We start from the raw sequence: 23667 nt of genomic DNA on the forward strand, positions 1-23667 counted from the left end.
AGGTACAAAAATGTGACGGATGTCGCTAATGCGTTGTCCGTATCAAATCGATAAGTGATACCTAACGTTTTGCCAGTAGCACAATCACAAAAATACCGCCCAACCCGGCGGTCACAATCCCCACTGGGAGTTCCTGCGACGCCAGCAATACACGGCTTAGGGTATCGCCGATACCCAGCAACACCGCGCCCAGCAAGCCGCACAGCACCAGCAACTGGCGATGGCGCGTACCAACCAGCGGACGACACAAATGCGGCACCATCAGCCCGACAAAGCCGATCACCCCGGTCAATGACACCAACAATGCCGTCGCCAGCGCACAGCACAGGAACACCTCAAGGCGCAGCCGGTTGACATTAACCCCCATCGATGTCGCCGTCTGTTCACCAGCCAGCAAACTGTCCAGCGCCCGCCAGCGCGCCATCACAACCCCAATTAATATCAACAGGCTGCACAGCGCTATTGGCAGATTATCCCAACGTGCCAGCCCCAGCCCGCCCAGAGACCAGAACAGCACCGCACTGGCGGCGCGTTGGTCACCGGAAAACACCAGATAGCTGGTTAACGCCCCAAACAGAAAGGAAATCGCCAGCCCGCAGATTACCAGATGCTCCGCCTGCCGCCCCTGACGCAGAAAAAACAGCAACGTCACCGACAGCGCCGAGCAAATCCCCCCGCCAAATGCCGCAACCGGTAGCGTGAAGGCACCAAACCATTCGCCAAAGCGGGTTATCACCAGCACAGCTCCCGCCGACGCGCCGGAGGACAACCCAAACAGAAAGGGATCGGCCAGATCATTGCGGGTGGTGGTTTGTAGCAACGCGCCGACCATCGCCAACCCGGCACCGGTGATGACCGCCAGCAGCGTACGCGGCACACGCAGCTCCAGCACGATGCGGCGCACCGTCTCCGGTACGCCAGGGTGCTCCGGCGTCAGTGCCGCCAGTACCTGCGTCAGCGGGATCCGAATGGCCCCCACCGCAGTGCTAAAGAGCATCACCACCAGCAACACCAACAGCGTGAGCAGGCAGACCACCGTATAGTGGCGGCACGATCTCATTGCGACGTAGCCGGATATTGTGTTGCAGTTGGATATTGTGTCGCAGCCGGGTAAAGCGCGTGGGCGAGTTTTTCAATCGCCGTGATATTGGCCGGTCCCGGCGTCAGCTCGGCATACTGCAATTTCAGGTAGCGCTGGTGTTCCACCGCCGGGGTATGCTTCATCAGCGGATGCGTCTGCAGAAAATGCTGCAACGCCGCCGCGCCGCCACCATTCTGGTAGTCGAGTAAAATGATCAGGTCCGGTTGCGCCGCCGCGACCGTCTCCCAGGAGGTGGTGGCCCAACTCGCTGCCATGCCGTCCATCACATTACGGCCCCCCGCTGCTTCGATAATGGCGGTCGGCATGGCGTATTTCCCACTGGTAAAAGGCTTATCCTCACCGGAGTCATACACAAACACCGTCGGCGCAGCCTGCCCTGTCGGCGGTTTGGGTAAGGCCGCCAGCCGCGCTTTCCATTGTTCGACCAGCGCCTGTGCCTGTTCCGCACGGCCAAAAATTTTCCCCAGCGTTAACACGTCGTCATACAGCAATGCCATGCTGGCGCGCGGGCGATGCGCGTCTTCAAAAATACAGCTTTCACTCAGCACCATAGTCTTGATGCCGTAGGTCGCCAGCGTATCTGGCGTGACCTCTCCCCCCACCTTCATACCGTAATTCCAGCCCGCAAAGAAAAAATCCGGGTTGGCACCCAGCAGGGTTTCCAGCGACGGATATTTCGGCGACAGCTCGGGAATCGTCCCCATTTGCTGGCGAAATTCCGGCGTCATTTTGTACCAACCGCTGATACCGGTCAGGCCAACAATCTGCGGTTGCAAGTGCAGCGCGAACGCCATTTCCGCCATGTTCAGGTCATTGATGATGGCCCGCTGCGGCGCTTGTGTGAAGGTCAGCGGTTTACCACAACTGTTCACCGTCACCGGGAACCCCGACGCCTGCGCTGCCATAGTGCTACATCCCAACAAGACACACATCACGCAGGCAAAGGCGCTAACCCGCAGCCCGCCATTACCGACTTTATTCATAGGTTTCCTCTGGTTATCAATTCGCTCATCGCTCATGCAGGCACATCAAAAAGGCGTAACGGCAAGCCGGTTTGAGGATGAGATACCGTAAAGCTGTGAACACCAAACACCGGGTAGACAGTCTCATTGGCCAGCGCCTGTGCGGGCACGTCCCAACACACCTGCCGCCCCTGACACAACACCAACACCCGATCGGCAAACGCCTCTACCAGCGACAAATCGTGCAACACCGCGACCACTGCGATGCCACGTTGCCGGACCAGCGCCAGCAACGCCGCCCGTCCACGTGGGTCCAAATGGTTGGTCGGCTCATCCAGCAGCAAAATCTCCGGGCGTTGCGCCAGTGCGCGCGCCAGAAAAGCCCGCTGACGCTCGCCTCCTGACAGCACCGCCAGCCTGCGTTGTCGTAGCGGCGACAAGCCGGTTTCCTCCAGCACGTGCGTCACCGTATCCTGCTGTGCCGCTGGCGACAGAGCATCCGCATGCGGTAAACACCCCAGCGACACGTACTCTTCCACCGTGAGCGACAGGCTGGGGGTATCATGCTGGCTCATCAGCGCCATATGCCGTGCCCGTTGCTGGCGAGACAGCTGCGCCAGCGGTTTATCTCCCAGCCAGACGCACCCGCCTGCGGGCGGCGAGTCATGCAATAAGGCACGTAATAGCGTGGATTTACCGCTGCCGTTCGGGCCGACAATCGCCAGACACTCCCTGCTCCCGACGGAAAAGTGAATATCGGTCAGTACCCGTTGACCGGTCGTGTGTACCGCATTCAAATGCTCTACCCGTAGCAAAGGCGGCATGGTCTGCCACATGTCAGCACCCTCCCACATCCAACACCTCAATTTGTTATGTTATAACATAACAAATAAAAGAGACCAAAACACGGTCATCATGAGGGTGGATGAAGAGTAGATGGAGGGCAGGATGGAGAATGAGATGTCATGGGCTTCATGCCCGTCATGAACGCTTACAAACTGTACGATTATTGGATAAGTGCGAAGGATGCGAAGCAGAAAAGGGTATGTTATAACAAGCCACGGTTTGTTCTTTTAAATACAGTTCTTTTCAACGCAGTTCTTTTCAATACGGTTGCCTGGCAACCTACAGGTGGTGGGTAATGAAACTCAGAATGTCGCTGGTTTTTCTCTCGTTTGCGGCAGCCAACGCGTCGGCGTTTCAGGCTAAGTTAACGCCAGTCAATCCGAATGACGCCGCGAAGCTGGCGCAGATGGAAACCGCATTCAGTAACGGCCATGTCGCCACCAGTCCGTTGGGCATCTGTGATGCCACCTCAGTGAGCGGTTGCAACTGCCCGTTTTGTACTCAGTTGAGAAGTATTGGCCGTTAACCATTCGTCATGATGAAACCAGTGTCATGACGAAACACCAGCCAGAGTTTTACGATGACTAACATCGGGAAGGCTGACCGCTACATACCCCTGGCGCTGGTAAAACTGCGCCGCCTCAAGGGTGTCGGTAAAAAGATATAATTCGCGAAAACAGCTCGCCGCCGCCTGTTCGATAACGGTTAACAGCTCACGCCCCACACCCTGCCGACGATAATCCGCTGCAACATAAAAACGCCGCAACCGCCCGGTGTACGGCATGCCCGATTGCTGATTAACGCCGCCAATCGCCACCAGACGCTCAGCCTCAAACGCGGCAAATAGCCCTTCACCGGGTAAGCGGAAATCATTAGCGCCAGACTGAAACTCCGTCTGCAACCGGTATAAAAATCGAAACCCTTGCTGCTGACTTTCAGCCACCAGCACCGCCAGCGCGTCAGGCAATGCGTCAAGACGTACAATTTGCCGACTCACACCCATTCCTGTGCCCGCTCCAGCACGGTACTCAACGGCAGATGCGCTTCGTATTGCTGCCAAAGCTGTTGATACCAGCTATCATCCCCCAACGAGCGATGAATACACAATATCGTGTGGTCGCACTGGCGGGTTGCTGCGGCATACAACCGAGGGTCACCTTGTGTCAGCACTGCCAGCAGACGGCGCATTTCCACCATGTACGGGCGGGCGAACACCGGGTCCTGATCCAGGACATTGCGGCTGTTATCAATCAGATCGCACAGCTTGATGCTCTGTGCTTGCGGACAGGCGGCCGCACTGTGCAGCAAATTGGCGTTCTTGCGGTGAATACGCTCGCCACCGTCCTGACGGGTGCGAACATCCGTCAGCATTTCGACATAACGGGCCACCTGCGAGCCAAACAACCGGGTCACCTGTTCCAGTGTCACGGGGGTATCCTCCACCGTATCATGCAACCAGGCAGCAGCAATCATCTCCTGTGACGGCTCAATTTGCATCAGCAACGTGACGACCGCCGCCGGATGAACAATATAAGGCTCACCGGTATATTTCCGTTTTTGCTCGCAGGCGGCATGCGCCTCGGTAGCAAATTCTCGGGCTCGTTCAATCAGTGTCATTTTTCCGCTCCTCAAAAGGAGTCAATGTCTGGCGAGATATCGTTGCAACATCATTATCAAACCTGCCCTATTATCAAACCGGCCCCATCATCAAACCAGACCCGCCCTCCCCCTATACGGGAAACAGCCATCAACGGGACACCGTTATCAATGCGACACAGTTATAAACACGACACAGTTATAAACATGACATAGTCATAAACAAAGCAGAGTGATAAACAAGACACAGCCATCAAAGGAACACGGCTATATACCCAAAATAATTCGAGTTGCAGGCAGGCGGCAAGAGAGCGAACCCCGATGAGCTTACTCAGGTAAGTGATTCGGGTGAGCAAACTCCGCCAACGCACCTGCAACTTGAAGTATGACGGGTATAAATGATGTTGAAAAACGTCGCCAGACTACTTGCTGCCTTTATTAAATAATAAACGATCTCTGGAATAATTCGAGTCACGCAATGGTTGCCAGCACCGTTTTTATTCCGTCAGACAAGTTTGTTGGTATTGAGAAAAAGTCAGTGCGGTTTTATTTCAGCCGGGCATAACGCTTTATCGACAGTTTTTCATTGAAAAAAACGGGTAGCCGCTGGCTACCCACTTTTATCTCAGCACGATTTCATCGCGTTTACTCAGAACGTTTCCCAGTCATCGTTGCTGACTTTTGTCTTTTTCACACCCGGAAGTGTTTTAGGTAATGCAGTTTGTGCTGCAACCGCACGAGCTGACGATGATGCTCCAACGGCAGGTCGTTGTTCCACACTGTCGATGCGAAACGCCGATACCGCCTCGTTAAGCCCGGCGGCCTGCTCGGCCAGTGACGTCGCTGCCGCCGTCGCCTGCTCGACCAAGGCCGCATTCTGCTGGGTAACGTTATCAATCGAGTTAATCGCCTGACCAACCTGATCGATACCCTTGCTCTGTTCCTGCGACGCGACCGAAATTTCCGCCATGATATCCGTTACGCTGGTCACGGCGTTGACGATATCCTGCATGGTTTCCCCGGCTCGGCTAACCTGATCAGACCCCGTTTCCACCAGCGCGACCGATTCGGTGATGAGCCCTTCGATTTCTTTGGCGGCCTGTGCACTGCGCTGTGCCAGCGAACGCACCTCACCTGCCACCACCGCAAAACCTCGCCCTTGTTCACCCGCTCGCGCCGCTTCCACCGCCGCGTTCAGCGCCAGAATGTTGGTCTGGAAAGCGATACCGTTGATGATGTTGGTGATTTCAGAAATCTTCTTCGAACTCTGATGAATATTCCCCATGGTTTGTACTACGCCATCCACCAGTTCGCCGCCTTGCCGTGCCTTGCCCGAGGCATTCCCCGCCAGCTGGCTGGCATGGTTGGCGTTCTCGGCGTTATGACGCACGGTAGAGGTCAGTTCTTCCATACTGGCAGCAGTCTGTTCCAGTGCGGAAGCCTGTTCTTCGGTACGGGAAGAAAGATCGCTGTTACCGGCGGAAATCTCGGTAATGCCCTGATAAATAGCCTCAACCCCGTGGCGTACATTGCTAACGGTCCGAGCCAGCGACTGCTGCATATTTTGCAGATAGTGGCCCAACTGGCCGACTTCACCCCGCCCCCATTGCGCCAGCGGCATGGTGAGATCACCGGAGGCGATGCGCTCGATACGCTCAACCAGCGAACGCATCGGCGTGATAATCACCCGGCGCAGACACAGGTAGGTAAACAGCGAGACCAGCACGGCCACCACAAAACTGACGGCCATGACGCTATAGCCAAATACCGACTCCTGCTGTGCCTCGCGGTTGAGCGCTTCTGCCCGCTGGGTGCGGATAGCCACCACTTTCAGCAACACGTCATTGTAGGCGAGGTCAAGTTTACGGGTCTGTTTCCATTCAATGGCGAGCACATCGTCGTAACGGCCAGCTTTCACGGCATCCAGCATCGGCCTGACACCAGTGTTAACGTACTCGTTGTAACGCTGTTGCAGCGCGTCATCCAGCGCCAGGTCTGCCGGTGTTTTGACTTCACGGCTTTGATAAGCGGCAAAGCTATCCGCTGACTGTTTCAGGCGACCTTCGGCTTGTTGAATACTGCTGCTGGCGGTGTCTTTATCACCGTCTTTAGCGGCGGCCGCCGCCTGAATAAGCATCAGACGAGCGGTACGCAGATGGTTAGAACTGTTCGACACCCCCAGACGGACCTGGATTTCTGCGGTGACATCGTTGAGGGAACTGTTGCTGCGTACCAGAAAATGGACGGAAAATCCGATAGCCAACGCGAACAAAAGCAGGATAACGCCGATAATGGAACTGAACATCGGCATCAGCCGCCAATGGTGCCAAAAACTCACTCCGGGCGACGAAGAAGACAGAGTAGCGGTATTCATCATTTTTTCCTTTCAGAGCACAGTGAAAACAAAAGTTATACAAAACATTGCATTAGTTATCGGCGTGTTAATCTCTGGGATTAATCAATGCGAATTAAAACGAAGCGGAAAGATATGATTTTCGGTGAGAAAAAGAACAATGGTAAAAAAATCAATTAACTGATTTTAAATCATAAAAATAAATACACTGTGGTATTGAAGGAAAATGATCGCTACGCGTTCATTAAATTTGTGGCAGCTGCACAAACCAAAACACATCAAAAGACATTTAATATTACATTTAGATACAATATCACCACGACACCAATGCCGGACGTCACCACCCAACGGTGTCGTCTGTCGGTATTCAGCGTCAGTTGCCTGCTTAACCGACTCTGCCGAGGCAAGCGGGTTCTACACCTCAGTATTGAAAGCCCGAAAACGCTCAGCGTATGCCCCTTCACGTTCAGCAAACCGCAATGCACGGGCCCTGGCGACGACAATCTCATCGGCTTGTGGCTGCTGTGAGAGTATTGCCAGCGTTTCATCAATAAAATCAGGCAGCGGCATCGCCCGTGGATCATAGCCCTGTTCGCCTTGCAGCCCGGTTTGCACCCAAGGCGGGATAATTTCGATGACTTGTACCGACGTCTGACGAAGCTGACAACGCAACGCCTCGGTGTAGGCATGCAACGCCGCTTTAGTGGCGCAATAGGTAGGGGTGATAGCCTGCGGCAAAAAAGCCAGTTCCGATGTCACATTCAGCACCGCTGCCTGCGGCTGACGCAGCAAGTGAGGTATCAACGCACCGGTTAACCACAACGGCCCCAGCAGGTTGGTCGATACCGTGTCGGTGATCAACTGCGGATCCACCGCGGTCAGGTCTTCACGCCGTTGGATCCCCGCGTTATTGATTACCACATTGAGCGAGGGATGATCCTGTAGCAACTGCGCGACAAACGCACTTATAGCGTCAGGATCTCGCTGATCCAGCACCTGCCAGTCCATACCGGGAAAAGACGCCGCCGCCTGCTGCAATGTCGTCGCGTGTCGCCCGGCGATAATCACCTGATTGCCCCGCTGATGAAACGCCGCCGCCAGCCCCAACCCGATACCGGACCCTCCGCCGGTGATCAGTATCGTATTTCCCGTCATGTTCATCGTGGTCGTTCCCTGTCGTGGTGGTGTCATCCGGCTCAGTTAATCAGTTAAACAGAAAGGTGGTGATGTCGTTGTCACGCAATTGGTAAGACCCACAGAAGCGACGCCCCTGCGGATAATCGGCAGACAGGTCAGTCAGCAGTTGCAGCGTGAACGTCCGCTGTGTGGTATCCAGCCCGACCATACGCACATCCAGAAAGTCGAAGTAGCGTTTCACCTGTGGGTACAACGCTTTAAACAGGCTCTCTTTGGCTGAAAAACTGAGCGTCAGCATACTGGCGAAAGGAATGGGATCGTGGGAATGCAACCAGTCGTATTCAATCTCATCGGCGATGCCGGGCCACAGATTATCGGCACGCTCGCCACTCATCCGGGTTTCAATATCCAGCCCAACGCACGTCATATCCTGACCACATCGATGCGCGGCACACAGCACGCTGTCAACGTTGTGACTCAGGGAACCGACTATCCCCGCAGGCCACTGCGGCGAACGATCAGGCGCGCTGGTGAGTACATAGCCCTCCACCCCCAGTCGTGACATGACGTTTTGCGCCAGATAACGCCCTGCCAGATATTCAGCTCGTCGTTTCGGTACCGAGCGGGCAATATCCGCCGGAACAGGGATACCCGCCCGCGAGAACAGCTCATCGCGATACGCCGACAACTCAAAATGGCAGCGGGCACAATGTCCAGGGTAAGCGGCCGCGCTCCCGGCCTGATAAACGGTCAACCATTCGATATTGTTAATAAATGAAGAAAGCATGTCACTGCACTCTGCAACCGGATATACACCGTTAACTGTCTGGCTATCCGGTAAATAAGCGATGTTTCATCAGCTTGAACGTGAACGCCTGTGGCAAAACACCGACTACGGTTACACCCGCGTCAAAGAGAAACCGGTAATAAAACCCGCCTCCCAATCACTTCCCTTGATTAATAAGGGTCATTAAACCCATCCCTTATGTCGCCAAGTATAGCGTTAAGTCGCGTAACGTAGGCAATAAACGCCGGTGCTGATCATTGCAGCACAGGAAACAGTCGTCGTGTATTGGCAAGAAGGGTGTCCGCAATCACCTGCGGCGGTTCAGAACGCAGTTCACACAACGTGTCGAACACGCAAACCAAACGCTCCGGGCGATTCGGCTGCCCTTGAAATCCACACACCGGCATATCCGGCGCATCGGTCTCCAACAGCAATCGGTCGAGCGGCAAGCGCGCGATCGCCTGACGAGTCTTGTTAGCTCGGGGATAGGTAATAGTACCGCCAACGCCAATGTAGTAACCCAGACGAATAAACGTCATTGCCTGATCGTAACTACCGGCAAAACCATGCACTACACCAGTACAAGGAACCGGGTAGCGACGCAGCATTTGCGCCAGTTGGTCGTGGCTACGGCGGGAATGCAGGATAACCGGCAAGTCGTGGCGGGCAGCCAGCTTAAGTTGCGCACCCAGAAACGCTTTCTGCCGCTCAAATTGAGGATCCGACATGTACAGATCCAGGCCAATCTCCCCCACCGCCACCAGACGAGGCGGGGCCTGCTCAAGCGCGGACGCCAGCTCGACGAGATGCGACTCCTGATGCCCGGCGATATACAACGGATGCAGCCCCAGTGCGGCGTAAAGGGCGGGCCAGCGCTGACTGAGCGACAATACCCGCTCAAAATGTTCAGCCGCGACGGCAGGAATGATAAGACGGTGGACACCGGCTTGCCCGGCTTGCGCCAGACTGCCAGCGGCATCGTCCGCAAACAGGGGAAAATCAAAGTGACAATGGGTATCAATAAACCCGACGGATGTCGCCATCGGGCCATCAGATATCACACCGGATAACGAATTGGATAAAAAGTCGTTGGGCAACGGCTATCTCTCAGTACAGGCTATCATGCCTTGAGGATACCTCGTCCTGCTCTTTTCCGTAATATTCCTGCATCACACCGGCCAAAAAATCGTGGTTTCCCGATACCCAGGCATCGTCACTATCCACATATTCGGCCCACAACGCCCACAAGCATCCTTTCAACTGTTTCCATCTGCCAATAGCGACATCCAGATTCACCATGATGACCCCCAGAACAAAACAAAAGTCGGACACTAAAGACAACATGGATAGTGTGAAGGAACACTGTGACAGACATATGGACGCCGCTTCTACGGCCGACGGCGTCCCATAAACAGGCTAATCAGGAACAGGATAATCCCAACCACAAAGACGATTTTGGCCGCAGCGGCGGCAGTACCCGCCAGGCCGCTAAACCCCAAAGCCGCAGCGATAACCGCAACAATAAGAAAGAGAATGCCCCAGTGAAACATCAGACCTCCGGTGCAAAAATGCGAGAGATACCACCACCAGCCGTACAACCCTGAACCAGATTGCACACGCGGGGCGACATCCTCACTTAGTCAGAAAGACATCATGACAGCGGTAACCGCGCCGCCGTCATTCCGCCGCCGATACCTGCGCAGGAGCGAGCGTCAGGATTTCACCGTCAGTTCGTTTTTGACGCTCTTTACACCGCTTACGGCTTTGACAATGGCTTCTGCCCGCTCGGCCTGAACGTGATTCGCCACCTGGCCGGTCAGCAGCACCACGCCACTCTGAGTGACCACCTTGATGTGGCGGGAAGGCACGATGTCATCCGCTAACAGTTTGGCTTTGATAGTACTGGTGGTGAGGAGGTCTCTGGCATATGCACTCATCGACTGCGTACCGCTGTCATCCTTGACCTGCAATTTATCACTGACAGACTTTACCCCTTCGGTTTGAGCGGCAATTTTCACTGCACCGGTCGCCATCTCCTGACTGGCGATAAAGCCACTGAGCGTCACCACGCCATCGTGGGTAGAAACGGAAATATCATTGCTGTCGAGCGTTTCATCTTTCAGCAACGCCCCTTTTACCCTGGCTGTGAGCGTACTGTCATCCATATAGTCCGTGGCTTGTTGTACGGAATCGTCGATGCTTTTACCGGCGGTCTGCGCGATATGCTGCGTCTGCTGCACCAGCGTTCCCTGTTCGGCCTGAGCCTGACCACCAAGCAACATCATGCCCAAAGCCACCGTCGCCAGTGAACGTGCATGTGTCGTTGCAAATACATGTCGGGTTAAACGTGCAACCTTGCTCTTCTTCATCGATACCTTCCTTATCGTTATGGTCTGTTTCATAACAGGATTACCTTAGGTCGGAACGATTCGCTACATCGCATCAGATTATTTATTCAACCAAACAAATAAAATAAAAATAACGAACCACCATCAAACAAAATCCAAGTTAAATAAACCAAAAAAGTAACGCATGTTAACTATAGACAATGTCAGGGAAAAGCCCAGCGCCGAATGGCCGACCTACAGTGATTTCAGATTTGTCCGTAACGGGGAAGACGCAGAAAAATATCAATATGATGTTGATTAATAAGTGGTTATTGAAAGGTGGGACGGTATCCGAAGCGCGCCCACTCCAGCTGGAGTGGGCAGGAAACCGACGATTAATGCTCGCGGGTTTTATAGAACCTCACGTCAGGATAACGTTCCTGAGCGAGGTTGAGGTTCACCATGGTCGGTGCGATATACGTGAGATTATCGCCGCCATCCAGCGCCAGGTTTGACTCGTTCTTACGTTTGAAATCCTCGAATTTCTTCACGTCGCCGCACTCAACCCAACGAGCGGTGGAAACGTTCACCGATTCGTACACCGCTTCTACGTTGTATTCGGTTTTCAGGCGGGCTACCACCACGTCAAACTGCAGCACCCCGACCGCACCCACGATCAAATCGTTGTTCATAAGCGGACGGAACACCTGCACCGCGCCCTCTTCGGACAACTGCACCAGCCCTTTGAGCAACTGCTTCTGCTTGAGCGGATCACGCAGGCGGATACGACGGAACAGTTCCGGGGCGAAGTTGGGGATACCGGTGAATTTCAGATCTTCGCCCTGAGTAAAGGTATCGCCAATCTGAATCGTGCCGTGGTTGTGCAAGCCGATAATGTCGCCCGGCCAGGCTTCCTCCACATGAGAGCGATCGCCCGCCATGAACGTCAGCGCATCAGAGATCACCACGTCTTTGCCGGTACGCACCTGACGCAGCTTCATCCCTTTTTCATAGCGGCCAGACACCACCCGCATGAATGCCACGCGATCGCGGTGTTTCGGGTCCATGTTGGCCTGAATCTTGAACACAAAACCGCTGAATTTCTCTTCGTCGGCACTCACCACACGCGCATCGGTCTTACGCGGCATCGGCGCGGGTGCCCAAGCCACCAGACCATCCAGCATGTGATCGACACCGAAGTTACCCAGCGCCGTACCGAAGAATACCGGCGTCAGTTCGCCATTCAGGAACGCTTCTTGCTCGAATTCGTGCGATGCGCCTTTGACCAGTTCCAGCTCTTCACGCAATTGCGCCGCCAGATCGTCACCGACCGCCTGATCCAGTTCCGGGTTATCCAGCCCTTTGACGATACGAACGGCCTGAATGGTATGACCCATACCGCTCTGGTAAAGATAGGTTTCGTCTTTGTACAGGTGGTAGACGCCTTTAAACAGCTTACCGCAGCCAATCGGCCAGGTAATCGGCGCACAGGCGATGTTCAGTTCGTTTTCTACCTCGTCCAGCAATTCCATCGGATCACGGATATCACGGTCGAGTTTGTTCATAAAGGTCAGGATCGGCGTATCGCGCAGACGGGTCACTTCCATCAGCTTACGGGTCCGGTCCTCAACGCCTTTGGCGGCATCGATCACCATCAAACAGCAGTCGACGGCGGTCAGCGTGCGGTAGGTATCTTCAGAGAAGTCTTCGTGCCCCGGTGTATCGAGCAGGTTGACCAGACTTTCGCGATACGGGAACTGCATCACCGAGGTGGTAATCGAGATACCACGCTGTTTTTCCATCTCCATCCAGTCAGATTTAGCATGCTGGTTGGAGCCGCGCCCTTTTACCGTACCGGCAACCTGGATCGCCTGTCCGAACAGCAATACCTTTTCCGTAATGGTGGTTTTACCGGCGTCAGGGTGAGAGATAATAGCGAATGTCCGACGTTTCGAGACTTCGCGTGCGTATTCACTTGGAGACATGTTATTCAGGCTTCTTTAACAGTGAGGCGCCGACACCTCTACACGCAGAGATGTCGCACCAGACAAAATAGAAAATAAAGACAGATAAAGCTGTCTGATGCCAATCAATTAAGCCATCAGGGCTCACGCTAAGCGCAGCCGCCCGGCTGAAAGATTCCTCTAAGCACTTTTACACGCGTTTTCCCCCACACAGGCTTAAGTGACAGGCATCGTAGCGACAGATGGATAAGCCGATCATTTTCTCCGATTTACCGGCCGGGCACAATCGCTCATCACCTAAACCATGCACAACACAGAGAAGTGCGACCGGATTACCGGAAAAATAATCACGATGCCAGCCAGCCTCAAGGTTTACGAAAAAGCACCGGAATGGATGGAAAAAATCCCGCCGACTTCTTATGCTGCTACTCCCTGACCCGGTTTCCCCATCGCTCCCACCTGCCAAGGAGATAGCCATGCAAGACTGGAACCCTGAGCTTTACCTGCGTTTTGCCAATGAACGTACCCGTCCGGCCCTCGAACTGTTATCCCGGATTTCGCATCCCCACCCTACCCGTGTCACTGATCTGGGCTGCGGCCCTGGCAACAGCACCGAGTTGCTGCATCAGGCGTGGCCGCAGGCGCACGTCACCGGCGTGGATAACTCAGCCGCGATGCTGCAACAAGCGCAGCAGCGCCTGCCGGGTTGTGCATTCCAGCAGGCCGACATCGCCGACTGGCAACCGGATACCCCGCAGGACGTCATCTACGCTAACGCCTCGCTGCAATGGTTGACGGATCATGAGCGCCTGCTATCGGCGTTGGTGGCGCATCTGGCACCGGGTGGCGTACTGGCGGTACAAATGCCAGACACATTGAGCCAACCCACACACCAACTGATGCGTAGCGTCGCCGCCGAGGGGCCGTGGAAGGATCGATTTGGCGACATAGACCAGATCCGACACTCTTTGCTCAGTCCCGGGCAGTATTACGACGTGTTGGTCAGTCACGGTTGCGACGTGGATATCTGGCAAACCACCTACTATCACATCATGGGGGGAGCACAGGCGATTATCGAGTGGTTGAAAGGCACGGGTTTGCGCCCATTCCTGGCACCGTTGAACGCGCAGGAACAGCAGGACTTTTTGCAACGCTACCAGAGCTGCCTGCAAGCGGCTTACCCGACTCAGGCCGACGGCAACAGCCTGCTTATCTACCCGCGTCTGTTTATGGTGGCGACGCGACGCCGGTAATAAATCGCTGTTTAGGGTTTGTGGGTTTTATCGCTATCCGGCACGGAGGAGCCGTCGTCATTCGCCGGTTCATCATCCTGCGACGAGGCATTCGCGGTCAGCAGGTAAGGCGACTGTTGCCAGCGGGAACGACGGTGCTGCAACAAGGTACGGGCCAGAATAATGCCAATGGCCAGCGCCATCATGATCATCAACCGCAGGATGTTGGTGGTGTTATCCACCTGACGGGCTTCCGTCGCCAGCACATGAGTGTCCAGCGTGATGCGCAAAAAACCGATCGGGCCGTCTTTAGTGTTGAGCGGCTCCACCATCTGGTGATTGAAGTAACTACCGGCACGGCTGCCATCGAGCGCCAGCCGGTCACGTACAGCCACCTGCTCACCTGACCGCGCCACCAGCGTGCCGTCCTGCAGGTACACGGCGGCATCCAGAATACGGCTGTGATCCGTCAACTGCTGCAACATCTCTTCAATTTTGCTGCTGTTATCGTTGTTACTCTCCAGCAACGGGGTCAGATTGAATGCCACCTGACGTGTCAGCGTACGCGCCAGCTCTTCTACCTGCTCGGAACGGGCCATCTGATGGCTGAGGCTGAAATAAGACGCGCCTTGCAATAAGACCACCAACAGAGCCAGACAGATCAACACAATGGCTGTGCGATGTAAGCGAAATTTAATCCGGGCCCGAACCATGGGAATACCTGCGCGATTTGGATACTTTCATGTTGCCAGAAGCGTTAACGATAGGATAGCTTGTTGCGTTAATTTGTGGCCGTCCACCCCGTCAATGCTCACTACCCGCAGGAAAGGATATTTAACCCATGTCGAACCGTTTGACCTATAGCGATCTGCCCGATGAGATCAACTGCTGGCCAAATTTACCCTTGTCGCTGAGTGACGACGAGGTCATGCCGCTCGACTATCGCGCCGGTAATACCGGCTGGCTGATGTACGGCGATGTGCTCGACAAATATCTGCTATCCCGCATCCAGCGTCGTCTGGATGAACCGCTGGTGATAGTCAGCGCCTGGAGCGTGGACGATTATCAGGTTGTACGTCTGGCGGGTACCCTGACGCCGCGCATCACCAAGGTTGCCCACGAACTGGGTCTGGATGTCACACCGATGGGCAATACGCCGAGTTTGCGCTCGCCCGGCCTGCTGGTGATGGACATGGATTCCACCGCCATTCAGATCGAATGTATCGATGAAATCGCCAAACTGGCCGGTACCGGCAAACAGGTCGCGGAAGTGACCGAGCGCGCCATGCGTGGCGAACTGGATTTCGCCTCCAGCCTGCGCCAGCGTGTCGGCACCCTCAAAGGTGCTGATGCCAACATTCTGCGACAGGTGCGGGAAACATTGCCGCTGATGCCTGGCTTGAAAAACATGGTCAAACAGTTACAAGAGGCTGGCTGGCACCTGGCTATCGCATCCGGCGGTTTCACCTATTTCGCCGACTACCTGCGTGACGAGCTTGGTCTGGCAGCAGCAGTCGCCAACGAAATGGGTATGCGCGACGGTAAACTGACTGGTGAAGTGGTCGGCCCCATCATCGATGCGAAATATAAAGCCGATACGCTGCAACAACTGGCCGAGAAACTGGCTATCCCGGTACACCAGACGGTCGCCATCGGCGACGGTGCCAACGACCTGCTGATGATTAAAGCCGCGGGGCTGGGCATCGCGTATCACGCCAAACCGAAAGTGAACCAGCAAAGTGCCGTCACTATCCGCCATGCGGACCTGACCGGCGTATTGTGTATTCTCAGCGGCAGCCTGCGACACGAAAAAAGCTGAACCGTACACCCGTTCACCGGCCATTTTTTATGGGCGACAGGTGATAGATAACGCGCTATCACAGCGCAGTGCGATTCACCAGGCAGTAAAAAGAAAGCGCAGTAAAACAGGAGGGAATTCATGGCCAAAGCCGTCAAACGTGCTTTTGTCTGTAATGAATGCGGGGCTGACTACCCACGCTGGCAGGGGCAATGCAGCGCCTGCCACGCCTGGAACACCATCACCGAGGTGCGCCTGGCCGCCGCGTCCTCCCCATCACGCAACGATCGCTTCTCCGGTTACGCCGGGGACAGCGGCAGTGTCAGTCGGGTGCAGAAACTCTCTGACATCAGCCTGGAGGCGCTGCCGCGTTTCTCCACCGGCTTTTTGGAGTTTGACCGGGTATTGGGCGGTGGCGTGGTCCCCGGCAGCGCCATTCTGATCGGCGGTAACCCGGGTGCGGGTAAAAGTACCCTGCTGCTGCAAACCCTGTGCAAATTGTCCGAACAGATGAAAACCCTGTACGTCACCGGCGAGGAATCACTCCAGCAGGTGGCGATGCGCGCCCACCGCCTCGGTCTGCCCGCTCAACATATTAATATGCTGTCAGAAACCAGCATCGAGCAGATCTGCCTGATTGCCGAGCAAGAACAACCGAAGCTGATGGTGATCGACTCTATCCAGGTGATGCATCTGGCCGATATTCAATCGTCTCCCGGCAGCGTGGCGCAGGTGCGTGAAACCGCCGCCTACCTGACGCGCTTTGCGAAAACCCGTGGTGTTGCCATCATCATGGTCGGTCACGTCACCAAAGACGGCTCGCTGGCTGGCCCAAAGGTACTGGAGCATTGTATCGACTGTTCGGTATTGCTCGATGGCGATGCCGACTCCCGTTTTCGCACACTGCGCAGCCACAAAAACCGTTTTGGTGCCGTCAACGAACTGGGTGTATTCGCCATGACGGAACAGGGGCTGCGGGAAGTGAATAATCCGTCCGCCATCTTCCTGAGCCGGGGTGATGAAATTACATCGGGCAGTTCCGTGATGGTGGTATGGGAAGGCACCCGACCGCTGCTGGTTGAGATTCAGGCGCTGGTGGACCAATCGATGATGGCGAACCCGCGCCGGGTCGCTGTTGGGCTGGAACAAAACCGGCTGGCTATTCTGCTGGCCGTATTGCATCGCCACGGCGGGTTGCAGATGTCGGATCAGGATGTGTTCGTCAACGTGGTAGGTGGCGTCAAGGTCACAGAAACCAGCGCCGATCTGGCGTTGCTGTTATCGCTGGTGTCCAGCTTCCGCGACCGACCGCTGCCGCAGGATGTGGTGGTGTTCGGTGAAGTCGGTCTGGCGGGAGAAATTCGCCCGGTGCCAAGCGGTCAGGAGCGTATTATCGAAGCGGCCAAGCATGGGTTTAAACGCGCCATCGTGCCGTTTGCCAATATGCCGAAGAAACCCCCTGCCAATATGCAGGTGATGGGCGCGAAAAAGCTATCGGACGCGCTGGCGATTCTGGATGATCTGTAATTTCCATTAGGCTTTACTTGCCGGAACAGTAATATGGCAGTGCGTTATCCGCCACATCGGAGTATCAGACCATGTCTCCCTACGATTACCTGAAAACAGCCATCAGACAAAAAGGCTGTACCCTGCAACAGGTCGCCGACGCCGCGGGTATGACCAAAGGCTATCTGAGCCAGTTGCTCAATGCCAAAATCAAAAGCCCCAGCGCGCAGAAGCTGGAATCGCTGCACCGTTTTCTGGGGCTGGAATTCCCCTATCAGCAAAAAAGTATCGGTGTGGTGTTTGGTAAGTTCTACCCGCTACACACCGGCCACATTTACCTGATTCAACGTGCCTGTAGCCAGGTAGACGAGCTGCACGTGATTCTCGGCTACGACGAACCGCGCGATCGCCTGTTGTTTGAACACAGTTCCATGTCGCAGCAACCCACCGTCAGTGACCGTCTGCGCTGGTTGTTGCAAACCTTCAAGTACCAAAAAAATATCCATATTCATGCCTTCAACGAACAGGGCATGGAGCCCTATCCGCATGGCTGGGATGTGTGGAGCCGGGGCATCAAACAGTTTATGGCGGAAAAAGGTATCGACCCGCAATACGTCTATACCAGTGAAGAGCAGGACGCCGCGCAATACAAAGAGCACCTCGGTATCGACACCGTACTGGTCGACCCGAAACGCTCTTTCATGAGCATCAGCGGCGCGCAGATCCGCCAGGATCCGTTTCGCTACTGGGAATATATCCCCACCGAGGTGAAGCCGTTTTTCGTGCGCACCGTGGCGATTCTGGGCGGGGAATCCAGCGGTAAATCTACGCTGGTCAACAAGCTGGCGAATATCTTCAATACCACCAGCGCCTGGGAATACGGCCGTGACTACGTGTTCTCCCACCTGGGGGGGGATGAAATGGCGCTACAGTATTCCGATTACGACAAAATCGCGCTCGGTCAGGCCCAGTACATCGATTTTGCGGTGAAATATGCCAATAAAGTGGCGTTTATCGATACCGACTTCATCACCACGCAGGCGTTCTGTAAAAAATACGAAGGCCGTGAACACCCGTTCGTGCAGGCGTTGATTGAAGAGTACCGCTTTGATCTGGTGATTTTGCTGGAAAATAACACCCCGTGGGTGGCAGACGGCTTGCGCAGCCTCGGCAGTGCGGCGGATCGCAAAGCGTTTCAGGATGTGCTCAAAAGCATGCTGGCAGAAAATAACGTCCCTTACGTTCATGTCACCGAATCCGACTACGACAGCCGCTTTCTGCGCTGTGTGGAACTGGTGCAACAGATGTTGGGGCATGACCGCCAGCCACCGATCATGACAGCGGCGGGCTAACCCCTCGCTGCCAGTCAGGGGCTACCAGTGCCAGTGATGAGAAGGCGTGATGATTTCCGGCAGCGGCACGTCCCAGCTTGCTACCGGTAACGCCTCTACCTGCTGGCAGTCATGCGCCAGTCCGATAGGATAAGGGCCGCGCGACTGCCAGTGTTGCAACGTGCGGTCATAGAACCCACCGCCCATCCCCAGCCGCTGCCCGGTGGCATCGAACGCCACCAGCGGCGTCAACAGCACATCGAGTTGCTCAACCGGCAATACATCTCGCACATCCAACTGCGGTTCCTGAATCTTCAGCCGATTCCACACCAGTACCGTATCCGGCGCATAACGTAAAAACAGCAGATGCCCGCGACAAAAAGGGTGCAGCACCGGCAGATAGACCTGTTTTTGGTGCTGCCAGAGTGCGGCTATCAACGGTTGGGTATTCAACTCGCCGTCAAACGATAAAAACACCGCGACGCGTTTGGCATCGACCAGACGCGGATTCGTCATCACCCGCTCAGCGGCCTGCTGGGCGAAGGCTGCTTGCTGCAAAGGCGTTAACGCACGACGACGCTGGCGAACCTGCTGACGAATGTGCTGGCGTAACGAGGTAATACAAGAGAGATCGGAAGACGCACTGGCTGGGTTCATGCGCAGTCACTGCCATGCAATTAACAGGGGATAAACGAGAGGGAATCTCCGAGATGCCGCCGCAGGCTGTAACCCTTGAACCCTTGGTTCAAGGTGAACGCAACGTCGCAATCTTAAGGCTTCTCGGCCGAACCGAGCGTGCTCACCAACTACGGATCGTTACATTCTGTTGGTTGAAATATCGGCTCAGGGGACTTGCCCGCTGACGAACATCTCAGAGAAATTTTGTTCTTTCAAAGCTACCTTATCACGTCTGGTAGCGATGTGTTACCCAAAAAAATCGGACTTTTGTCAAAACGAGACACGCTACTCAAATTGCGCGCCCTGACGTTCAGTAATTCGCCCTTGCTCCAGCAAGGCCTGCTCAATCGTCTGCTGCAACATGCGAATACGCTGTTCCATATTCGCGGCATAGTCGCGGGTTTTCAGCCGTTCCTGCGCCAGCTCATGACACACGTTAAGCGCAGCAATAAACACCAGTTGCTCGGTGTTCGTCACCCGGGTACGCACCTTGAGGTCCTGCAACCGCTGGTTAAGATCCTCCGCAGCCTGATTCAGCGCATCCTGCTGTTCTGGCGGACAATTAACTCTTAACGAACGGCCAAAAATCTGAATATCTACCGGTTGTGCAGACATGTCACCTTCCTGCCTTATTTCGTTTCACGCCCGCATGAGGGACATCCGCTGCGCGGCCCGTGACGGGGCCTTGAAAAAGCGGGCGCTACTATATATATCCAAAATAGAAGATACAAGCCCTTTATTATACCCATAAGATTGTCAGTGGCAGAGGCGTTGCTCAAAACGAAAGCCCGTTGTCCTGCCGCTTGAATCCATTGGGTATACGTCTGCTGACGGAGCTTGCTGGTATAGCAACGGAGCTTGGTGGTAGCATAACACGAACGACCTGCCAACGACGATGAATGCTCATGTCTATACAGAATACACTCCCCGGTTACGATGCTATCGACCAGCTCTTGCACCAGCATCAGGTTGCCCTGACCGCCGCCGAAATGCACGGCCTGCTAAGCGGCATACTGTGTGGCGGCAACCACGATGACAGCTGGAAAACACTGACATTTGAACTGACTAACGACGGTATGGCTTTCCCGCAGACGCTGGCCCAGCCGTTACAGCAATTGTATCAGGTGACCCGCGATACGCTGGAAGACGACGGTTTCATGTTCCAGTTGTACCTGCCGGACGACACGCAGGAAGACGTTAGCGTCTTTGACCGCGCCGATGCACTGGCGGGCTGGGTCAACCATTTCCTGCTCGGTCTTGGTGTTGTCCAGCCCCGTCTTAGCAAAGCGCAGGGGGAACTCAAAGAAGCGATTGATGACCTGCGTAATATCGCCCAGCTCGGTTACGACGAAGATGAAGACAAGGACGAACTGGAGCAGTCGCTGGAAGAAGTGATCGAATACGTACGGGTGGCGGCCATCATGTGTCATAACGAATTCACCCGCCCGGTACGCACGGTGCCGGAGCAAAAAAAACCGACGCTGCATTAATACACAGGCTGCATTGATGCCCTTTTCAGGAGCAGGTAATGAATTCACAAGAATACCTTCGCCGTCGTCTGGCTCTGCTGGACAAAATGGCACCCGGCAGCGCGGCGATCCTGTTCGCTGCGCCAGAAGCTCAGCGTAACGCGGACAGCGACTATCCGTACCGCCAGAACAGCGACTTCTGGTATTTCACCGGCTTCAATGAGCCGGAAGCCGCGCTTTTGCTGATTAAAAGCGATGAAAATCATCACCATACCGTATTGTTCAACCGGGTACGTGATGTCACGGCTGAAATCTGGTTTGGTCGTCGTCTTGGTCAGGAAGCCGCACCCGCCAAACTGGGCGTGGACCGGGCACTGCCATTTAACGAAATCGGCGAACAACTGCACTTGTTGCTCAATGGTCTGGACGTGGTCTACCACGCGCAGGGCGAATACGCCCACGCCGATAAACTGGTGTTCGCCGCGCTCGATACGTTGCGTACCGGCGGTAAACGCAAAGGCTTTAACGCACCGGCGACCCTGACGGACTGGCGTCCGTGGGTACACGAAATGCGTCTGTTCAAGTCTCCGGCGGAAATCGACATCCTGCGCCGCGCAGGGGAAATCAGCGCACTGGCCCACACCCGTGCGATGGAAAAATGCCGCCCCGGCATGTTCGAATATCAGTTGGAAGGCGAAATCCACCACGAGTTCAACCGCCACGGCGCGCGTTACCCGTCTTATAACACCATTGTCGGCAGCGGCGAAAACGCCTGTATCCTGCATTACACCGAAAATGAAAGCCAGATGCGCGACGGCGACCTGGTGTTGATCGACGCCGGGTGTGAATACCAGGGCTACGCGGGTGACATCACTCGCACGTTCCCGGTCAACGGCAAATTCAGTCCTGCACAACGCGCTATTTACGATATCGTGCTGGAGTCTGAGGTGCGTGCGATAGAGATGTTCGCGCCGGGTCGCAGCATCCGCGAAGTCAATGAAGAAGTGGTGCGTATCATGCTGCGCGGCCTGATTAAACTCGGCATCCTGCATGGCGATGTCGATGCACTGTTCGCGGAACAGGCCCACCGTCAGTTCTTCATGCACGGCCTGAGCCATTGGCTGGGTATGGACGTCCATGACGTCGGCGATTACGGCTCTGCGGATCGCGGTCGGACGCTGGAACCGGGTATGGTGCTAACGGTAGAGCCGGGTCTGTATATCGCACCGGACGCCGATGTACCCGCGGCATATCGCGGCATCGGTATCCGCATCGAAGACGACATCGTGATCACCACCACCGGCAATGAAGTGCTGACCGGCGGCGTCGTCAAAGACCCTGACGCGATCGAAGCACTGATGGCAAGGGCGGCAGGACGCGTTTCATGACCATAATGATTGTCGGCGGCGGCATGGCTGGCGCGACACTGGCGCTGGCTATCTCCCATCTGTCTGGCGGGAAACTTGCGGTCGATCTGGTCGAAACCCGCTCGCCAGAGGAAAACCAACATCCCGGTTTTGACGCTCGCGCCATCGCACTGGCGCAGGGTACCAGCATGCAACTGGATGCCATCGGCGTCTGGCAAACGCTGTCGCCGGTCGCGACGCCTATCACCCATATACATGTTAGCGATCGGGGCCATGCGGGCCGGGTACAATTGCAGGCCCGTGATTACCGGGTCCCCGCGTTAGGTCATGTGGTCGAATTGCACGACGTCGGCAAGCGCCTGTTCGCGTTATTACAGCATGCGCCAGGCGTGCGGTTACATTGCCCGGCCACGGTGGTCAGCCTGCAGCGGGAGACAGATAGCGCCTCGCTGCTGCTGGACAACGGCACACGCCTTGAGGGGCAGTTGCTGGTGGCGGCCGACGGTTCACGCTCCCGGCTGGCACAACATGCGGGGATCCAGTGGCAGCACACGCCTTATGAACAGGTGGCGATCATCGCGAATGTCGTTACTGCACAAGCGCATCAGGGCCGCGCCTATGAGCGCTTTACCGAACACGGCCCACTGGCACTGCTGCCAATGAGTCGGGGCCGCAGCTCGCTGGTGTGGTGCCATCCTTTATCGCAGCAGGCTGAAGTCGATAGCTGGAGCGATGAGCAATTCCGCCAACGGTTACAGCGGGCGTTCGGCTGGCGGCTCGGTGCCATCACCCACGTCGGTGAGCGCCATAGCTATCCGCTGGTGCTGTCGACCGCCAGTCGGCATATCAGCCATCGGCTGGCGCTGGTGGGTAATGCGGCACAAACCCTGCACCCCATTGCCGGGCAAGGATTCAACCTTGGCCTGCGCGACGTGATGACCCTGGCGGAAACCCTGGTGGCAGCGGCCGCACAAGGTGAGGATCCGGGCAGTCAGGCCGTACTACAACGCTATCAACGCCGCCGTGAGCCGGATCAGCACACCACCGTCGCCCTGACGGATGGGCTGGTGCGCGTTTTCTCCAACCCTCTGTTCGTGATGGAAGTTGGGCGGAATCTGGGGCTGATGGCCATGAACAGCTTGCCGCTGCTGCGTGACGTACTGGCGCGGCGTACATTGGGCTGGGTAGAACGTTAATACAGACAGGAATTCA

The 23667-nt window shown here is 55.6% G+C and carries 25 protein-coding genes and 1 other RNA gene; 9 read left to right on the plus strand and 17 right to left on the minus strand.

What is annotated here, in order from left to right:
• Positions 1 to 61: 61 nt before the first annotated feature.
• The 3 genes from LF929_RS18100 to LF929_RS18110 form a co-directional block, all read right to left on the minus strand.
• Entirely contained in the window at positions 62 to 1060 is a 999-nt protein-coding gene (locus tag LF929_RS18100) for an iron ABC transporter permease (protein WP_016943188.1), read from the minus strand.
• Positions 1057 to 2034 (minus strand): ABC transporter substrate-binding protein, encoded by a 978-nt coding sequence (locus tag LF929_RS18105; RefSeq protein ID WP_226093229.1) that lies wholly within the window; start codon positions 2032 to 2034, stop codon positions 1057 to 1059. The genes LF929_RS18100 and LF929_RS18105 overlap by 4 nt, the downstream gene beginning before the upstream one ends.
• Positions 2035 to 2117: 83 nt before the next feature.
• A complete protein-coding gene (locus tag LF929_RS18110; RefSeq protein ID WP_210176082.1) occupies positions 2118 to 2900 on the minus strand; it encodes an ABC transporter ATP-binding protein in 783 nt (260 codons plus the stop codon).
• 305 nt (positions 2901 to 3205) lie between these two features.
• On the opposite strand from LF929_RS18110, the gene LF929_RS18115 reads away from it, so the two are divergent.
• Positions 3206 to 3436: a hypothetical protein gene (locus tag LF929_RS18115; protein WP_012883246.1), complete on the plus strand. Its 231-nt coding sequence runs from the start codon at positions 3206 to 3208 to the stop codon at positions 3434 to 3436.
• Positions 3437 to 3460: 24 nt separating this feature from the next.
• Here LF929_RS18115 and LF929_RS18120 read toward each other — a convergent pair whose 3' ends face one another.
• The 3 genes from LF929_RS18120 to LF929_RS18130 all read right to left on the minus strand — a co-directional run bounded on the left by LF929_RS18120 (position 3461) and on the right by LF929_RS18130 (position 6880).
• Entirely contained in the window at positions 3461 to 3913 is a 453-nt protein-coding gene (locus tag LF929_RS18120; protein ID WP_226093214.1) for a GNAT family N-acetyltransferase, read from the minus strand.
• Positions 3904 to 4527 carry an HD domain-containing protein gene (locus LF929_RS18125; RefSeq protein WP_038903228.1) on the minus strand — a complete coding sequence of 208 codons (624 nt, stop codon included), beginning with the start codon at positions 4525 to 4527 and terminating at the stop codon, positions 3904 to 3906. Before LF929_RS18125 ends, LF929_RS18120 begins: the two co-directional genes overlap by 10 nt.
• A 628-nt stretch (positions 4528 to 5155) precedes the next feature.
• The gene (locus LF929_RS18130) at positions 5156 to 6880 is read right to left on the minus strand and encodes a methyl-accepting chemotaxis protein (RefSeq protein WP_038906974.1); all 1725 of its coding nucleotides are present in this window, start codon (positions 6878 to 6880) and stop codon (positions 5156 to 5158) included.
• On the opposite strand from LF929_RS18130, the gene LF929_RS18135 reads away from it, so the two are divergent.
• The gene (locus tag LF929_RS18135; RefSeq protein WP_368678973.1) at positions 6798 to 6998 is read left to right on the plus strand and encodes a hypothetical protein; all 201 of its coding nucleotides are present in this window, start codon (positions 6798 to 6800) and stop codon (positions 6996 to 6998) included. The genes LF929_RS18130 and LF929_RS18135 overlap by 83 nt on opposite strands.
• 275 nt (positions 6999 to 7273) lie before the next feature.
• On the opposite strand, the gene LF929_RS18140 is transcribed toward LF929_RS18135, so the two are convergent.
• The 7 genes from LF929_RS18140 to prfC all read right to left on the minus strand — a co-directional run bounded on the left by LF929_RS18140 (position 7274) and on the right by prfC (position 13095).
• Positions 7274 to 8020, minus strand: a complete 747-nt coding sequence (locus tag LF929_RS18140) for an SDR family oxidoreductase (protein ID WP_210174385.1) — start codon at positions 8018 to 8020, stop codon at positions 7274 to 7276.
• Positions 8021 to 8063: 43 nt separating this feature from the next.
• Entirely contained in the window at positions 8064 to 8783 is a 720-nt protein-coding gene (locus LF929_RS18145; RefSeq protein WP_038903225.1) for a 4'-phosphopantetheinyl transferase, read from the minus strand.
• Positions 8784 to 9037: 254 nt separating this feature from the next.
• Positions 9038 to 9826 carry a TatD family hydrolase gene (locus LF929_RS18150; RefSeq protein WP_210174494.1) on the minus strand — a complete coding sequence of 263 codons (789 nt, stop codon included), beginning with the start codon at positions 9824 to 9826 and terminating at the stop codon, positions 9038 to 9040.
• Between the two features lie 64 nt (positions 9827 to 9890).
• A complete protein-coding gene (locus tag LF929_RS18155) occupies positions 9891 to 10082 on the minus strand; it encodes a stress-response protein (protein ID WP_210174386.1) in 192 nt (63 codons plus the stop codon).
• Positions 10083 to 10171: 89 nt separating this feature from the next.
• Positions 10172 to 10333 (minus strand): DUF1328 domain-containing protein, encoded by a 162-nt coding sequence (locus LF929_RS18160; protein WP_071603244.1) that lies wholly within the window; start codon positions 10331 to 10333, stop codon positions 10172 to 10174.
• Between the two features lie 162 nt (positions 10334 to 10495).
• A complete protein-coding gene (gene osmY / locus LF929_RS18165; RefSeq protein WP_050570635.1) occupies positions 10496 to 11152 on the minus strand; it encodes a molecular chaperone OsmY in 657 nt (218 codons plus the stop codon).
• Between the two features lie 353 nt (positions 11153 to 11505).
• Positions 11506 to 13095, minus strand: coding sequence for a peptide chain release factor 3 (gene prfC / locus LF929_RS18170; RefSeq protein ID WP_038903223.1), 1590 nt, complete (start codon positions 13093 to 13095; stop codon positions 11506 to 11508).
• A 455-nt stretch (positions 13096 to 13550) separates the two neighbouring features.
• Here prfC and tam point away from each other — a divergent pair, with 455 nt between their 5' ends.
• The gene (gene tam, locus LF929_RS18175; RefSeq protein WP_038903222.1) at positions 13551 to 14327 is read left to right on the plus strand and encodes a trans-aconitate 2-methyltransferase; all 777 of its coding nucleotides are present in this window, start codon (positions 13551 to 13553) and stop codon (positions 14325 to 14327) included.
• 11 nt (positions 14328 to 14338) lie between these two features.
• Here tam and LF929_RS18180 read toward each other — a convergent pair whose 3' ends face one another.
• Positions 14339 to 15019: a YtjB family periplasmic protein gene (locus tag LF929_RS18180; RefSeq protein WP_038906969.1), complete on the minus strand. Its 681-nt coding sequence runs from the start codon at positions 15017 to 15019 to the stop codon at positions 14339 to 14341.
• A 128-nt stretch (positions 15020 to 15147) separates the two neighbouring features.
• On the opposite strand from LF929_RS18180, the gene serB reads away from it, so the two are divergent.
• From serB to nadR, 3 genes are all read left to right on the plus strand, one after another.
• On the plus strand, positions 15148 to 16125 hold the full coding sequence (serB, locus tag LF929_RS18185) for a phosphoserine phosphatase (RefSeq protein ID WP_226093215.1): 978 nt from the start codon (positions 15148 to 15150) through the stop codon (positions 16123 to 16125).
• Positions 16126 to 16245: 120 nt separating this feature from the next.
• Positions 16246 to 17631: a DNA repair protein RadA gene (gene radA, locus LF929_RS18190; protein ID WP_016943204.1), complete on the plus strand. Its 1386-nt coding sequence runs from the start codon at positions 16246 to 16248 to the stop codon at positions 17629 to 17631.
• Between the two features lie 71 nt (positions 17632 to 17702).
• A complete protein-coding gene (gene nadR, locus LF929_RS18195; RefSeq protein ID WP_038906968.1) occupies positions 17703 to 18962 on the plus strand; it encodes a multifunctional transcriptional regulator/nicotinamide-nucleotide adenylyltransferase/ribosylnicotinamide kinase NadR in 1260 nt (419 codons plus the stop codon).
• A gap of 21 nt (positions 18963 to 18983) precedes the next feature.
• On the opposite strand, the gene LF929_RS18200 is transcribed toward nadR, so the two are convergent.
• The 3 genes from LF929_RS18200 to zapA form a co-directional block, all read right to left on the minus strand.
• Positions 18984 to 19598, minus strand: coding sequence for a 5-formyltetrahydrofolate cyclo-ligase (locus tag LF929_RS18200; protein ID WP_038906967.1), 615 nt, complete (start codon positions 19596 to 19598; stop codon positions 18984 to 18986).
• Positions 19599 to 19639: 41 nt separating this feature from the next.
• A non-coding RNA gene (gene ssrS, locus LF929_RS18205) (6S RNA) lies at positions 19640 to 19822 on the minus strand.
• Between the two features lie 82 nt (positions 19823 to 19904).
• On the minus strand, positions 19905 to 20234 hold the full coding sequence (gene zapA / locus LF929_RS18210) for a cell division protein ZapA (protein WP_012883229.1): 330 nt from the start codon (positions 20232 to 20234) through the stop codon (positions 19905 to 19907).
• A gap of 290 nt (positions 20235 to 20524) precedes the next feature.
• On the opposite strand from zapA, the gene LF929_RS18215 reads away from it, so the two are divergent.
• From LF929_RS18215 to ubiH, 3 genes are read left to right on the plus strand one after another with little or no spacing between them, the layout of a single operon-like run.
• Entirely contained in the window at positions 20525 to 21109 is a 585-nt protein-coding gene (locus LF929_RS18215) for a YecA family protein (RefSeq protein WP_038906965.1), read from the plus strand.
• Between the two features lie 38 nt (positions 21110 to 21147).
• Positions 21148 to 22476 carry a Xaa-Pro aminopeptidase gene (pepP, locus tag LF929_RS18220; protein WP_226093216.1) on the plus strand — a complete coding sequence of 443 codons (1329 nt, stop codon included), beginning with the start codon at positions 21148 to 21150 and terminating at the stop codon, positions 22474 to 22476.
• Positions 22473 to 23651, plus strand: coding sequence for a 2-octaprenyl-6-methoxyphenyl hydroxylase (ubiH, locus tag LF929_RS18225; protein ID WP_226093217.1), 1179 nt, complete (start codon positions 22473 to 22475; stop codon positions 23649 to 23651). Before pepP ends, ubiH begins: the two co-directional genes overlap by 4 nt.
• Positions 23652 to 23667 lie beyond the last annotated feature (16 nt).

The organism is Dickeya oryzae (assembly GCF_020406815.2).
Taxonomy (GTDB): Bacteria; Pseudomonadota; Gammaproteobacteria; order Enterobacterales; family Enterobacteriaceae; genus Dickeya; species Dickeya oryzae.